A 14,068-nucleotide genomic window follows, 5' to 3' on the forward strand; every position below is an offset into this window, starting at 1 on the left:
CGGTGTTCGCGGGTAAACCCGCTCCTACAGGTGATCGCGCAGGCTTTTCATGAGTTGCCCCCACAGGTACCGCGTGACCTTGAAGCCTGTGCTGGACCTGTGGGAGCGGGCATGCCCGCGAAGAAGCCAACGCAATAACTTACTCGTGCGTCAGCTCCAGCACTCGGTCTACCAGCTTGTAGATCCCGCCCGCCGCCTCGCTGATCGACTTGGCCTCCATGTACGCCGGGGTCGTCACGAGCTTGCGCTGGGTGTCTTCGACAATGTCGTGTACATCGCACGCTTCATGGGTGCCGCCCATCTTCTCGACAGCCGCCGCAGTGCCGGCATCGCTGCCGATGGTGCAGACCACGCCCGGCCCGTAGATCTTCGCCGCAAGCGCCGGCGAGATGCAGATCAGGCCAACGGGTTTGCAGGCGTCGGCAAAGGCTTCGGCCAAGGCCAGCACGTCTGGGTTCACGCTGCAGTTGGCGCCTTCCACGGCAAAGTTGGACAGGTTTTTAGCCACCCCGAAACCGCCCGGCACGATCAGTGCGTCGAAGTCTTCGGCCTTGGCTTCACGGATATCCTTGACCTCGCCGCGGGCAATGCGCGCCGACTCCACCAGCACATTGCGCGATTCGGGCATTTCTTCGCCGGTCAGATGGTTGATTACATGCATCTGTGCGATGTTCGGCGCGAAGCACTGCACCTGCGCACCGCGCTGGTCGAGGCGCAGCAGCGTGATCACGCTTTCGTGGATTTCGGCGCCGTCATACACGCCACAGCCGGAAAGAATCACCGCTACTTTTTTTGTCATGCTCATTACTCCAGTGTCGAGGCGCTAAATGTCCTCTAGTTTGGCAGATGTCGCCATAGGGATTCCTGCGGGGGCGGCCTAATCTTGGTGGATAACGCCTGAGGTCGCGCCCATGGACCTGATACTGCTGGCCGTGCCGTTCTTTTTTGTGCTGATAGCCGTCGAGCTGGTCGCCGACCGCGTGCGCGGCCAGCACAACTTCACCCTGGCCGACTCGATCAACAGCCTGAGTACCGGCGCACTGTCGACCAGTACCGGCCTGCTGACCAAAGGCGTAGGGCTGGTCACCTATGCTCTGGTCTTCGAGCACCTGGCGCTGTTGCAATTGCCGGCGCAGGCAGGGTGGGTCTGGTTGCTGGCCTTTGTCCTGTACGACTTCTGCTACTACTGGCTGCACCGCCTGGGGCATGAGCGCAACGTACTGTGGGCTGCGCACTCGGTGCATCACCAGAGCGAGGAGTACAACCTCACCACGGCGCTGCGCCAGACCAGTAGCGGGTTCCTCTTCTCGTGGTTGTTCTACCTGCCGCTGGCGCTGCTGGGTGTGCCGCCACTGGTGTTCATCACCGTCGCCTCGCTCAACCTGCTGTATCAGTTCTGGGTGCATACCCGGCATATACCTAAACTTGGCTGGCTGGAGTGGGTGTTGATCACGCCGTCCAATCATCGCGTCCACCATGCGCAAAACCCTGCTTACTTGGATCGCAATTACGGTGGTGTGTTCATTCTCTGGGACCGTCTGTTCGGCACGTTCAAGGAGGAGGACCCGGCCGAGCCGGTGGTGTTCGGGGTGACCACGCCGCTGGCCAGCTGGAACCCGCTATGGGCCAACCTGCAGTTCTATGCCCAGCTCTGGCACGACGCCCGGCGCACCACCAGCCTGTGGGACAAGCTGCGTATCTGGTTCATGCCTACCGGCTGGCGCCCGGCCGATGTGGCCGCACGCTACCCACAGGCCAAACAGGACTTGGCGCTGTTTCGCAAGTTCGAGATTGCCCTGGGGCGCGGGCAGCAAGCCTATGTGGCGGCGCAGTTCGTGGTTTATGTGGCCTTGGGCAGCTACCTGATGGACGTGGCCGACCGCGTGCCGGCCGCCGCGCTGGTGCTCGGCTGGTCACTGATGGCGTTTGGTTTGTTCGTGCTGGGCGCGTTGCTGGAGAACCGGCCCTGGTCTGCACGCCTGGAGCTGGCGCGGTTGTGTCTGAATGCGCCGGCATTGTACCTGGCCGGCGCCTTGGGCTTAGCGGTGGTCGCGCCGCTGGCCTGGTTTCTGCTCGTGGCTTACAGCCTGCTCAGCCTCTGGGGGCTGGGCCTGGCTCGCCGCCCTGCGCTCCGCGCGCAGAGTACGGAAGCGCCGGCGCAGCCACAGCAGGCCGCCCAGCGCCACCAGGCCGCCAAGCACCCATAGCTCGTAACGTTTGACGTTGCCCAGCAAGCCTTCGAGGATGGCGCCGAAGTGGTAGGCGGCGGCGCCCAGGGCCACTGCCCAGATGCCCGCGCCAATCCCGTTCAGCAGCAGGTAGCGACGTGGCGGGTAACCCGACAGGCCGATGGCCACCGGCATGACCGTGCGCAAACCATAGACAAAGCGGAAGCTCAGCACCCAGATATCGGGGTGGCGGCGGATATGGTCCAGCGCCCGGTCGCCCATTGCCTGCCAGCGCGGCTTGCGCGCCAGGATCCTGCGCCCGTGGCGTCGGCCCATGAAGTACCACAACTGGTCGCCCGCGTAGCTGCCGAAGAAGGCCACCAGGCACACCAGATTGATATCCATGTAACCGCGGAACGCAAGGAACCCCGCAAGCACCAGAATGGTCTCGCCTTCAAAGAAGGTGCCTAGAAAAAGGGCGAAGTAGCCGAAATCCTGCAGGAATTGTTGAAGCATTTTCTGAGGTGCTGGCGAAATGAACGCGCAGCCTACCCCTTCGCGCGCGTTCGTGAAAGTGTCCAAATGTGTCTCGACGTGAACAATTCCAGCGCAGACAATGCCAGAGGCCCCTTGCCACGGCTTGCCCATATGTGTAACACGGGCGTCATAATGGGCGCTTATCTTGCCGCTCAATAGATGATAGGGCGTTAACGTCCTCAGGAACGCCAGATGAATAATGAAGTGCTAAGCCCTGTCGCGATCAAGGATGCTCAGGAGCTCCCAGAAGAGATGCTGCAGACCCCGCCAGACCTGCCTCCGGCGGCTGAGCCTGTAGCGGAGCCGGTGGCCGAGCCTGTAGCTCCGGTGCCTGCGCCGTCCCCGGCCATCGCCGTCCCTGGCCTGGACGACAGCAGCCTGTACATTCATCGCGAACTCTCGCAACTGCAGTTCAATATCCGGGTGCTGGAGCAGGCACTGGATGAGAGCTACCCGCTGCTGGAACGCCTCAAGTTCCTGTTGATCTTCTCCAGCAACCTCGACGAGTTCTTTGAGATTCGTGTCGCAGGCCTGAAGAAGCAGATCAACTTCGCCCGTGAACAGGCCGGCGCCGATGGCCTGCAACCGCACCAGGCGCTGGCGCGTATCAGCGAACTGGTGCACATCGAGGTAGAGCGCCAGTACGCGATTCTTAACGACGTGCTGCTGCCAGAGCTGGAAAAGCACCAGATCCGCTTCATCCGCCGCCGCTACTGGACACCCAAGCTCAAGACCTGGGTACGCCGCTACTTCCGCGACGAAATTGCCCCGATCATTACCCCGATTGGCCTCGACCCGACTCACCCGTTCCCGCTGCTGGTGAACAAGAGCCTCAACTTCATCGTTGAGCTCGAGGGGGTGGACGCCTTCGGTCGCGACTCGGGCCTGGCGATCATTCCGGCGCCACGCCTGCTGCCGCGGGTTATTCGCGTGCCGGAAGAGGTGGGCGGCCCGGGCGCAAACTATGTGTTCCTGTCGTCGATGATCCACGCGCACGCCGACGACCTGTTCCAGGGCATGAAGGTGAAGGGCTGCTATCAGTTCCGTCTGACGCGCAACGCCGACCTGGCGCTTGACTCTGAAGAGGTCGACGACCTGGCCCGCGCGCTGCGCGGCGAGCTGTTCTCGCGCCGCTACGGTGACGCCGTGCGCCTGGAAGTGGCCGACACCTGCCCGAAACACCTGTCGGACTACCTGTTGAAGCAGTTCAGCCTCAGCGAAAGTGAGCTGTACCAGGTCAATGGCCCGGTCAACCTCACCCGCCTGTTCAGCATCACCGGCCTGGACAGCCACCCGGAGCTGCAATACACACCGTTCACCCCGGCGATCCCCAAGCTGCTGGCGAACGCTGACAACATTTTCAGTGTGATCAGCAAGCAGGATATCCTGCTGATGCACCCGTTCGAGTCCTTCACGCCAGTGGTCGACCTGCTGCGCCAGGCCGCCAAGGACCCGCACGTGCTCGCCGTGCGCCAGACCCTGTACCGCTCGGGGGCTAACTCGGAAATCGTCGACGCCCTGGTGGACGCAGCGCGTAACGGCAAGGAGGTCACTGCGGTGATCGAGTTGCGTGCGCGCTTTGACGAAGAGTCCAACCTGCAGATGGCCAGCCGCCTGCAAGCGGCCGGTGCGGTAGTGATCTACGGTGTGGTCGGGTTCAAGACCCACGCCAAGATGATGCTGATTCTGCGCCGCGAGCAGGGCGAGATCGTGCGTTATGCGCACCTGGGTACCGGTAACTACCACGCCGGCAACGCCCGCCTGTACACCGACTACAGCCTGCTGACCTCTGACGATGCGCTCACCGAAGACGTCGGCAAGCTGTTCAGCCAGTTGATCGGCATGGGCAAGACCTTGCGCATGAAGAAGCTGCTGCATGCGCCGTTCACCCTGAAAAAGGGCATGCTCGACATGATCGCGCGGGAAACCCAGTTTGCCCTTGAAGGCAAGCCGGCGCACATCATTGCCAAGTTCAACTCGCTGACCGACGCCAAAGTCATCAAGGCGCTGTACAAGGCCAGCCAGTCGGGCGTGAAAATCGACTTGGTGGTGCGTGGCATGTGCTGCCTGCGCCCGGGCATTCCGGGGGTTTCGCACAACATCCAGGTGCGCTCGATCATTGGCCGCTTCCTCGAGCACACGCGGGTGTTCTACTTCCTCAATGGCGGCGAAGAGCAGATCTACCTGTCCAGCGCCGACTGGATGGAGCGCAACCTCGACAAGCGTGTCGAGACCTGCTTCCCGGTGGAAGGCAAGAAACTGTTGCTGCGGGTGAAGAAGGAGCTGGAAGGCTACCTGACCGACAATACCCACGCCTGGACCTTGCAGCCGGACGGGCGCTACGTGCGCAGCACCCCGACCGGCAACCAGAACCCGCGCAGCGTTCAGGCGACCTTGCTGGAGCGCCTGAGCAACCCGGTCCTCAACGTACGCTGAGGACGAAGCCGACCCGGGCCAGCCACTCCGCCTCGTTGGCGAAGTCGGCCTGGGTCAGCTGGTTCTGCTCCAGCCAACCGTCAGGGAAGGCTACATCCAGGCTGTTGTCCCCGCCGTGCAGTTCTACCTTTGGCATTTGCTGAGTGCCGCGGATGTGGTGGAACAGGATGGCAAAGCGCAGCAGCACGCACAGGCGCAGCAGCTTGACCCCTTCATCACCCAGTTCGGCGTAACGGTCCTTGGGGATGTTGCGGCGGTGGCCGCGTACCAGCAGGGCCATCATCTGCTGATCTTCCCGGGAAAAGCCTGCCAGGTCCGAGTGCTCGATCAGATAGGCGCCGTGCTTGTGGTAGTGATAATGGGCAATGTCCAGCCCGATTTCGTGCACTTTCGCGGCCCAGCCCAGTAGATCGCGCCAGTTTCCGTCTTTCAGGTTCCAAGCGTCGGCCACCTGGTCGAATGCGTGCAACGCCTTGCGCTCGACGCGCGCAGCCTGGCCCTGGTCCACGTGATAGCGCTCCATCAGCGAGTTCAGGGTGCGTTCGCGCACGTCTTCGTGGTGGTGGCGGCCAAGCAGATCGAACAGCACACCTTCGCGCAGGGCGCCGTCGCAGTGGTCCATGCGGTTCAGTTCAAGGGCATCGAAGATCGCTTCGAGAATCGCCAAGCCCGCCGGGAAGATAGTGCGGCGGTCTGGCTTGACGCCGTCGAAGTCGATCTTGTCGACCTCGCCCAGCTTGAACAGCTTGCGTTTGACCCAGGCCAGGCCTTCGGCGTTGACCTCGCCATTGCCCAGGCCACCGGCCTTGATGGCAGCGCCGATGGCGCGAATGGTGCCGGATGAGCCGATGGCCTCATCCCAGGTCAGGCGGTGCAGGGCATTTTCGATGCTCATCAGTTCCAGGCGCGCGGCCGTGTAGGCCTGGGCATAGCGGGCTGGGGTGATCTTGCCGTCGCGGAAGTAACGCTGGGTAAAGCTCACGCAACCCATCTGCAGGCTTTCGCGCAGCAGCGGCTCGAAGCGCTGGCCGATGATGAACTCGGTACTGCCGCCGCCGATGTCGGCCACCAGGCGCTTGCCGGGGGTGTCGGCCAGGGTGTGCGACACGCCCAGGTAGATCAGGCGCGCCTCTTCACGGCCAGAGATGACCTCCACCGGGTGGCCGAGGATGGCTTCGGCGCGCTGGATGAATTCGTTACGATTGCGCGCTTCGCGCAAGGCGTTGGTACCGACGATACGCACGGCGCCTGCCGGCATGCCGTTGATCAGCTGGGAAAAGCGCTTGAGGCAATCCAGGCCCCTTTCCATTGCCTCTTCACTGAGCATGCGCTCTTCGTCGATGCCGGCGGCCAGTTGAACCTTCTCGCCGAGCCGCTCAAGGATACGGATTTCGGTATGGTGGGCCTTGGCCACGACCATGTGAAAACTGTTGGAGCCAAGGTCGATGGCGGCGATCAGGGACAGGTTCTTCGCGATGGTATGCGGCATGATCTGGTTGTTCTCGGTCGTTAACCTGGCAATCGTGCCACGATAGCAGGCTATCGCCAACGCGTGACACTCAGCCGTTGTACTGGCCTTGATGCAAGGCAATGTGCCATTCGATTCTATGACGGCCATATGACAGTTTCGATTCGCGGCGTCTTGCGCAACTATAGTTACACTCAATCGTCCGTGGCTTCCTGTCCGGCGTAGGTGCGGCTATCATGGGCCACGTTTTTTGCTTACGACCCTGGAGATATCCATGAGCAGCGATCTGATCAAACATGTCACCGACGCCTCCTTCGAAGCCGATGTCCTGAAGGCCGAAGGCGCGGTACTGGTCGACTACTGGGCTGAATGGTGCGGTCCATGCAAGATGATCGCTCCGGTTCTGGACGACATCGCTTCCACCTACGAGGGCAAACTGACCGTCGCCAAGCTGAACATCGACGAGAACCAGGAAACCCCGGCCAAGCACGGTGTGCGTGGTATCCCGACGCTGATGCTGTTCAAGAACGGCAACGTCGAAGCCACCAAGGTTGGTGCACTGTCCAAATCGCAGCTGGCCGCATTCCTCGACGCCCACCTGTGATGTGAAAAGGCCCCGCAAATGCGGGGCTTTTCTTTTTCAGAGCACTAGACGCAGAAAAAAGCAAGTGTTACATTCGGCCTCGCACTGCTTTTCCAGTGCCCTCTACATGCCGTCGCCGAAGCATCCCTAATTCGAATCAGTACGCGATCCTGTCGCCATCCAGCGGCGCGGCCTCATTAAGCCAGAAGCTTAATTCTCCCTTCTTACATGATTACGTCATTCCCCTTATGAACCTGACTGAACTCAAGCAAAAGCCGATTACCGATCTTTTGGAAATGGCCGAACAGATGGGCATCGAAAACATGGCCCGTTCGCGCAAACAGGACGTGATTTTCGCCCTGCTGAAGAAGCATGCGAAAAGCGGCGAAGAGATCTCGGGTGACGGCGTGCTGGAGATTCTCCAGGATGGTTTCGGTTTCCTGCGTTCGGCTGATGCGTCCTACCTGGCCGGCCCAGACGACATCTATGTCTCGCCCAGCCAGATCCGCCGTTTCAACCTGCGTACCGGCGACACCATCGTCGGCAAGATCCGCCCACCGAAGGAAGGGGAGCGTTACTTCGCCCTGCTGAAGGTCGATACCATCAACTTCGACCGCCCGGAAAACGCGAAGAACAAGATCCTGTTCGAAAACCTGACGCCGCTGTTCCCGAACAAGCGCCTGAAGATGGAGGCCGGTAACGGCTCCACCGAGGACTTGACCGGTCGCGTCATCGACCTGTGCGCCCCGATTGGCAAAGGCCAGCGCGGCCTGATCGTTGCCCCGCCGAAAGCCGGTAAGACGATCATGCTGCAGAACATTGCGGCCAACATCACTCGCAACAACCCTGAGTGCCACCTGATCGTCCTGCTGATCGACGAGCGCCCGGAAGAAGTGACCGAAATGCAGCGCACCGTGCGTGGCGAAGTCGTTGCTTCCACCTTCGACGAGCCGCCAACCCGCCACGTGCAGGTTGCCGAGATGGTGATCGAGAAGGCCAAGCGCCTGGTCGAGCACAAGAAAGATGTGGTTATCCTGCTGGACTCGATCACTCGACTGGCGCGTGCCTACAACACCGTGATCCCGAGCTCCGGCAAGGTGCTGACCGGTGGTGTCGACGCCCACGCCCTCGAGAAGCCCAAGCGCTTCTTCGGTGCTGCGCGTAACATCGAGGAAGGCGGTTCGCTGACCATTATCGCCACTGCGCTGGTTGAAACCGGCTCGAAGATGGACGAAGTGATCTACGAAGAGTTCAAGGGCACCGGCAACATGGAGCTGCCGCTGGACCGCCGCATCGCCGAGAAGCGTGTGTTCCCGGCCATCAACATCAACCGTTCCGGCACCCGCCGCGAAGAGTTGCTGACCGCTGACGACGAACTGCAGCGTATGTGGATTCTGCGCAAGCTGCTGCACCCGATGGACGAAATCGCCGCCATCGAGTTCCTGGTCGACAAGCTCAAGCAGACCAAGACCAACGATGAGTTCTTCCTGTCGATGAAGCGCAAGTAAGCGAGCGTTTCAGGCTGGATTGATTGGGGCCGCCTTGCGGCCCTTCGCGGGCAAGCCCGCTCCTACACAGGTCACTGCGGCCCTTGTAGGAGCGGGCTTGCCCGCGAAGGGGTGCAAAGCGGCCCCAATGCATTTTCACCCCCAAACAAGGCCCGAACGGCGCTACACTCTGCACCCCGACCGATACGGCCAACACGAGGCTTCTGCATGCAGTATCGCGACTTGCGCGACTTCATCCGTGGCCTGGAACAGCGCGGCGAGCTCAAGCGCATCCAGGTACCGATCTCCCCCGTCCTGGAAATGACCGAGGTCTGCGACCGCACCCTGCGCGCCAAGGGCCCGGCATTGTTGTTCGAAAAGCCCACCGGCTTCGACATCCCAGTGCTGGGCAACCTGTTCGGTACTCCGGAGCGGGTGGCCATGGGCATGGGCGCCGAGTCGGTCAGCGAACTGCGGGAAATCGGCAAGCTGCTGGCCTTCCTCAAGGAGCCCGAGCCGCCCAAGGGCCTGAAGGACGCCTGGTCGAAGCTGCCGATCTTCAAGAAGGTCGTGTCGATGGCGCCAAAAGTGGTCAAGGACGCGGTGTGCCAGGAAGTGGTGGTCGAGGGTGACGATGTCGACCTTGGCACGCTGCCGATTCAGCACTGCTGGCCTGGCGACGTGGCGCCGCTGATTACCTGGGGCCTCACCGTGACCCGTGGTCCGAACAAGGACCGCCAGAACCTGGGCATCTACCGCCAGCAGGTGATCGGCCGCAACAAGGTGATCATGCGCTGGCTCAGCCACCGTGGCGGCGCCCTCGACTACCGAGAGTGGTGCGAGAAGAACCCCGGCCAGCCGTTTCCGGTCGCCGTGGCCCTGGGCGCTGACCCAGCGACCATTCTCGGCGCGGTGACCCCGGTCCCGGACACCCTTTCCGAGTACGCCTTCGCCGGCCTGCTGCGAGGCAATCGCACCGAGCTGGTCAAGTGCCGTGGCAGCAACCTGCAGGTACCGGCAACCGCCGAGATCATTCTGGAAGGGGTGATCCACCCAGGCGAAATGGCCCCGGAAGGCCCTTACGGCGATCACACGGGCTACTACAACGAAGTGGACAGTTTCCCGGTGTTCACCGTTGAGCGCATCACCCACCGGCAAAAACCGATCTACCACAGCACCTACACCGGCCGGCCGCCTGATGAGCCGGCCATTCTCGGCGTGGCGCTGAACGAAGTGTTCGTGCCGATCCTGCAGAAGCAGTTCCCGGAAATCACCGACTTCTACCTGCCGCCGGAAGGCTGCTCGTACCGCATGGCGGTGGTGACCATGAAGAAACAGTACCCAGGCCACGCCAAGCGCGTAATGCTGGGTGTGTGGTCGTTCCTGCGACAGTTCATGTACACCAAGTTCGTTATTGTCACCGATGACGATATCAACGCTCGTGACTGGAACGATGTGATCTGGGCCATTACCACGCGCATGGACCCCAAGCGTGATACGGTAATGATTGACAATACCCCGATCGACTACCTGGACTTTGCGTCACCGGTGTCGGGGCTGGGTTCGAAGATGGGCCTGGACGCTACGCACAAGTGGCCGGGCGAGACTACACGCGAATGGGGCCGGGTCATCGTCAAGGATGAGGCCGTCACCCGCCGTATCGATGAGCTGTGGGATCAGTTGGGAATAGATTGATGCAGGTAACGTTGCAGCCGTCCGGGGCGGTGCTGGCGCTTGAACCCGGGGAACGGATCCTGGATGGAGCACGGCGGCTGGGCTATGACTGCCCAAACAGCTGCCGCAATGGCAATTGCCATGTTTGCGCCGCGTTGTTGGTTGAAGGACGGGTTCGCCAGGATGGCGAAGTCCGCGACCATGGCGAGTTGTTCACCTGCATTGCCGAACCGCTGGAGGACTGCGTGTTGCTCTGGGACGGTGTGCTTGCCTTGGGCGAGCTGCCAGTGCGCAAGCTGGCGTGCAGCGTCAGTGAGTGCGTCGACGTCGGCGGCGACGTCTGGCGGGTGCGCCTGCGTGCGCCTGCCGGTAAACCTCTGCGTTATCACGCGGGGCAATACCTGATGATCGAACGTGAGGGCGGCAAGCAGGCAGCTTTTTCGCTGGCGTCCGCGCCACATGCCGGGCGTGAACTGGAGCTGCATGTGCTGGCGCGTGAGCCCAGTGCGGTGCAACTGATCGACCAGCTGAGGCGAGATGGCCTGGCGCGCATTGAAATGCCGTTTGGCGACACCCACCTGGCCGAGCTGCCCGACGGGCCGCTGGTGCTGATTGCCGCCGGCACTGGCATGGGCCAGATGCACAGCCTGGTCGAGCACTGCCGGGCTCAGGGCTTCAAGCACCCGGTACACCTGTACTGGGGGGTGCGCCGGCCCGAGGATTTCTATCAGATCGAGCACTGGGACGAATGGCAGCGTCTGCCTAATCTGTTCCTGCATCAAGTGGTCAGCGACCTGTGTGGCTGGGAAGGCCGCTGCGGCATGCTGCATGAAGCGGTCTGCGACGACATTGCCGACCTCAATAGCGTGCATGTGTATGCCAGCGGCTCACCGAACATGATCTACGCCACGCTCGACGCCTTGGTCGAAGCCGGTATGGATGCGCACCGCATGCGTGCCGATGTGTTCGCCTACGCGCCGCGCGGTTAATAACCGAAGTTTGAAAGTGTCGGTATAAGGCGGTAATTGTTACCGCCTTGGCCAATAACTTTCACCGCTGCTGAAACAGTACTTCCCAGTCGTCGGAGCCGTGTATGAAACACGTGCTCAAGGGCTTGAGTATTCCTGCAATTCTGGCCTATGGTTACTGCAAGCGCCCTTGGTAAAGCGGCCTGGGGCCGCAGCGTAATCGAAGCTCGCTACATCCGTAGTTCACAGGAATAATGGCGGCAGCTTATGTCGGCACTTGAAAGTATGTCTTGGGAAGTTTCATACCCTCCGGCACTTGATTTCGGTCAGCAACATACTCGCGAACAGTTGTTCAGCTCCATGAAAACAACCATGTCCAGGCATCAGGGTGGGCCGGTGTGGCTGTTTGCCTATGGTTCGTTGATCTGGCGCCCGGAGTGCAATTCGGTGGAGCGCCAGCGCGCGCGGGTACATGGTTATCACCGTGGCTTGTACCTGTGGTCGCATGAACATCGCGGTACCCCGGAAACGCCCGGGCTGGTGTTTGGCCTGGACCGCGGTGGCTCCTGCAGCGGCTTTGCCTACCGGCTGGATGAACGCAACCTGGACGACTCACTGATGGCCCTGTGGCAACGCGAGATGCCCTATCCGGCATACCGGCCGCACTGGCTCAACTGCCGCCTGGGCGATGGTAGCAAGGTGCAGGCCTTGGGCTTTGTACTGGAGCGGCATCTGCCGTGCTATGCCGGTAACTTGCCGGATACGTTGCTCAGCCAGATCCTGGCCAGTGCCAAGGGGCGTTATGGCACCACGCGTGACTATGTCGAGCAGACCTTGAATGCACTGCGCAGTCACCAGATGCCCGATCGCAACCTGGAAGCGCGATTCAGGCGTTGCCACAATCTGCGCGAAGTGTGAGCAACCTGTTCCGGCCTCTTCGCGGGTAATCCCTGTAGGCGCGGGTTTACCCGCGAATACGGTGGTGCCGACAACGGTGAACGGCGGGTGGAATTGGCCGGCAGGCCCGGCCCTTTCGCGGGTAAACCCGCGCCTACAGGCGACCGCGCAGAGGCCGGTACTGCCTTACCTGGCCAGCACCACCAACTTACCCACCGCCTGCCGTTGCCCCAGCTTCTCGATAGCAGCCCCGGCTTCTTCCAGTGGATAAGTCTGCGACACCAGCGGCTTCAACTTGCCCTCGGCATGCCAGGCAAACAGCTGGTGAAAGTTGGCCGCGTTGTCCTCCGGCTGGCGCTGGGCAAATGCCCCCCAGAACACGCCCAGTACCGCCGCGCCCTTGAGCAGCACCAGGTTGGCCGCCAGCTGTGGAATGCTGCCACTGGCAAAACCCACCACCAGCAGCCTGCCATTCCAGGCCAACCCGCGCACCGCTTGTTCGAACAGCTCGCCACCGACCGGGTCATAGATCACGTCCACGCCCTGGCCACCGGTCAGGCGTTTGATTTCTTCGCGCAGGTTGGCCTGGCTGTAGTCGATCAGCTCATCCGCCCCGGCAGCCTTGGCCACGGCCAGTTTCTCGGCACTGCTGGCCGCCGCGATCACCCGCGCGCCCATGGCCTTGCCGATCTCCACCGCCGCCAGGCCCACCCCGCCGGAAGCGCCCAGTACCAGCAGGGTCTCGCCGGCTTGCAACTGGCCACGCTGGCGCAGGGCGTGCATCGAGGTGCCGTAGGTCATGCCGAAGGCCGCAGCGGTGGTGAAGTCCATGCTCGCCGGGATCGGCAGAACGTTATAGAACGGCACCGCCACTTGCTCGGCGAACGCACCCCAGCCGGTGAGCGCCATGACCCGGTCGCCGACCTTGAACGCGCCGGCCTTTTCGCCAACGGCGGCCACCACGCCTGCTGCCTCGCCACCTGGAGAGAACGGCAGCGGTGGCTGGAACTGGTACTTGCCTTCGATGATCAAGGTGTCGGGGAAGTTGACCCCGGCAGCCTGCACGTCCAGCAGGATCTCGTTCTTCTTCGGCAGTGGGCTGGCCACCTCTTCCAGCACCAGGTTGCGCGCCGGACCCAGGGTTTTGCACAACACAGCTTTCATCGGGGCTATTCCTTTGCGGGTAGTGGCCGATAAGCGTAGGAGGGCCGCTTGGCAGGTCAACGAGCATGGCCCGCCCTGATGGGCCGGCATAAGCCCGGGCTTGGGTTTGAGCGGTGTGCTGGGTAAGCTGGCGCCAACTGTATTGAGGAGCGAATTCGTGAAAGCGTGGATCTTGATGGTGCTGGCGCTGCTGCTGCCGGCTGCGGCCATGGCCGAGGAAGCCAAGGAAGGGGTGCCCAAGGTCGCCTACATCAGTCTGAGCCCGCCCTTCGTTGGCAACTATGCGCTCGACGGCAGCCCGCGGCTGCGCGTGTACAAGGCTGACGTGGCCCTGCGCGTGACGGGCGACGAAGCGGCCAAGACGGTAAAGCACCACGAACCGCTGATCCGTAACCAGCTGGTGGCACTGTTCACCCAGCAGACGGTGGACAGCATGAGCAACGTCGAGGCCAAGGAGCACCTTCGCCAAGAGGCGCTGAAACAGGTGCAGCAGGTGCTGGAGGCGGAAGAGGGCAAGCCGATCGTTGAAGACTTGCTATTCAACAACCTGATCGTGCAGTGACCTGAAACAGGGTGAGGTCCATCACTGGTAAGTCGGATTGAATTCAGGCTTACCCCGTGTGTAGGACCCTTCTGTCTTTCCTGTAAGCCCGCCAGTTTTCAGTTTTTGGGGCCATGGCCAAGCT

At 61.8% G+C, this 14,068-nt stretch carries 11 protein-coding genes and 1 pseudogene; 8 read left to right on the forward strand and 4 right to left on the reverse strand.

Annotation, left to right across the window (positions count from 1 at the left end; all coding sequences use genetic code 11):
* Positions 1–139: 139 nt before the first annotated feature.
* Positions 140–799 (reverse strand): isoprenoid biosynthesis glyoxalase ElbB, encoded by a 660-nt coding sequence (elbB, locus tag V6093_RS18670; protein ID WP_003253655.1) that lies wholly within the window; start codon positions 797–799, stop codon positions 140–142.
* 112 nt (positions 800–911) lie between these two features.
* Between elbB and V6093_RS18675 the strand changes: the two are divergent.
* Positions 912–1,538, forward strand: a pseudogene (locus tag V6093_RS18675) (sterol desaturase family protein); the annotation flags it as partial.
* Between the two features lie 501 nt (positions 1,539–2,039).
* On the opposite strand, the gene V6093_RS18680 reads toward V6093_RS18675, so the two are convergent.
* Positions 2,040–2,684 (reverse strand): DedA family protein, encoded by a 645-nt coding sequence (locus V6093_RS18680; protein WP_012054060.1) that lies wholly within the window; start codon positions 2,682–2,684, stop codon positions 2,040–2,042.
* Between the two features lie 213 nt (positions 2,685–2,897).
* Here V6093_RS18680 and ppk1 point away from each other — a divergent pair, with 213 nt between their 5' ends.
* Positions 2,898–5,141 carry a polyphosphate kinase 1 gene (gene ppk1, locus V6093_RS18685; protein WP_019752735.1) on the forward strand — a complete coding sequence of 748 codons (2,244 nt, stop codon included), beginning with the start codon at positions 2,898–2,900 and terminating at the stop codon, positions 5,139–5,141.
* Here the strand turns inward: ppk1 and ppx are convergent.
* Positions 5,128–6,630: an exopolyphosphatase gene (gene ppx, locus V6093_RS18690; RefSeq protein WP_003253659.1), complete on the reverse strand. Its 1,503-nt coding sequence runs from the start codon at positions 6,628–6,630 to the stop codon at positions 5,128–5,130. The two genes, ppk1 and ppx, sit on opposite strands and share 14 nt — an antisense overlap.
* 253 nt (positions 6,631–6,883) lie before the next feature.
* Between ppx and trxA the strand changes: the two genes are divergently transcribed.
* The 5 genes from trxA to V6093_RS18715 all read left to right on the forward strand — a co-directional run bounded on the left by trxA (position 6,884) and on the right by V6093_RS18715 (position 12,239).
* Complete coding sequence (gene trxA, locus V6093_RS18695; protein WP_003253660.1) at positions 6,884–7,213, forward strand: thioredoxin TrxA; 330 nt, start codon at positions 6,884–6,886, stop codon at positions 7,211–7,213.
* Between the two features lie 227 nt (positions 7,214–7,440).
* Positions 7,441–8,700: a transcription termination factor Rho gene (gene rho / locus V6093_RS18700; protein WP_003253661.1), complete on the forward strand. Its 1,260-nt coding sequence runs from the start codon at positions 7,441–7,443 to the stop codon at positions 8,698–8,700.
* A 207-nt stretch (positions 8,701–8,907) separates the two neighbouring features.
* Positions 8,908–10,374 carry a 4-hydroxy-3-polyprenylbenzoate decarboxylase gene (gene ubiD / locus V6093_RS18705; protein WP_003253663.1) on the forward strand — a complete coding sequence of 489 codons (1,467 nt, stop codon included), beginning with the start codon at positions 8,908–8,910 and terminating at the stop codon, positions 10,372–10,374.
* Positions 10,374–11,342 carry a CDP-6-deoxy-delta-3,4-glucoseen reductase gene (locus V6093_RS18710; RefSeq protein ID WP_003253665.1) on the forward strand — a complete coding sequence of 323 codons (969 nt, stop codon included), beginning with the start codon at positions 10,374–10,376 and terminating at the stop codon, positions 11,340–11,342. Before ubiD ends, V6093_RS18710 begins: the two co-directional genes overlap by 1 nt.
* 246 nt (positions 11,343–11,588) lie before the next feature.
* Entirely contained in the window at positions 11,589–12,239 is a 651-nt protein-coding gene (locus tag V6093_RS18715; protein WP_012054059.1) for a gamma-glutamylcyclotransferase, read from the forward strand.
* 165 nt (positions 12,240–12,404) lie between these two features.
* Here V6093_RS18715 and V6093_RS18720 read toward each other — a convergent pair whose 3' ends face one another.
* Entirely contained in the window at positions 12,405–13,382 is a 978-nt protein-coding gene (locus V6093_RS18720; protein ID WP_003253669.1) for an NADPH:quinone oxidoreductase family protein, read from the reverse strand.
* 157 nt (positions 13,383–13,539) lie between these two features.
* On the opposite strand from V6093_RS18720, the gene V6093_RS18725 reads away from it, so the two are divergent.
* Positions 13,540–13,944: a flagellar basal body-associated protein FliL gene (locus V6093_RS18725; RefSeq protein ID WP_003253671.1), complete on the forward strand. Its 405-nt coding sequence runs from the start codon at positions 13,540–13,542 to the stop codon at positions 13,942–13,944.
* The last annotated feature ends 124 nt before the right edge of the window (positions 13,945–14,068 follow it).

Source organism: Pseudomonas putida group bacterium ESBL64 (assembly GCF_045277175.1).
Classification (GTDB): domain Bacteria; phylum Pseudomonadota; class Gammaproteobacteria; order Pseudomonadales; family Pseudomonadaceae; genus Aquipseudomonas; species Aquipseudomonas alloputida.

Coding starts and splice junctions, on each gene's coding strand:
- elbB (WP_003253655.1), bottom strand. CDS start 799: ATGACAAAAAAAGTAGCGGTGATTCTTTCCGGCTGTGGCGTGTATGAC.
- V6093_RS18680 (WP_012054060.1), bottom strand. CDS start 2,684: ATGCTTCAACAATTCCTGCAGGATTTCGGCTACTTCGCCCTTTTTCTA.
- ppk1 (WP_019752735.1), top strand. CDS start 2,898: ATGAATAATGAAGTGCTAAGCCCTGTCGCGATCAAGGATGCTCAGGAG.
- ppx (WP_003253659.1), bottom strand. CDS start 6,630: ATGCCGCATACCATCGCGAAGAACCTGTCCCTGATCGCCGCCATCGAC.
- trxA (WP_003253660.1), top strand. CDS start 6,884: ATGAGCAGCGATCTGATCAAACATGTCACCGACGCCTCCTTCGAAGCC.
- rho (WP_003253661.1), top strand. CDS start 7,441: ATGAACCTGACTGAACTCAAGCAAAAGCCGATTACCGATCTTTTGGAA.
- ubiD (WP_003253663.1), top strand. CDS start 8,908: ATGCAGTATCGCGACTTGCGCGACTTCATCCGTGGCCTGGAACAGCGC.
- V6093_RS18710 (WP_003253665.1), top strand. CDS start 10,374: ATGCAGGTAACGTTGCAGCCGTCCGGGGCGGTGCTGGCGCTTGAACCC.
- V6093_RS18715 (WP_012054059.1), top strand. CDS start 11,589: ATGTCGGCACTTGAAAGTATGTCTTGGGAAGTTTCATACCCTCCGGCA.
- V6093_RS18720 (WP_003253669.1), bottom strand. CDS start 13,382: ATGAAAGCTGTGTTGTGCAAAACCCTGGGTCCGGCGCGCAACCTGGTG.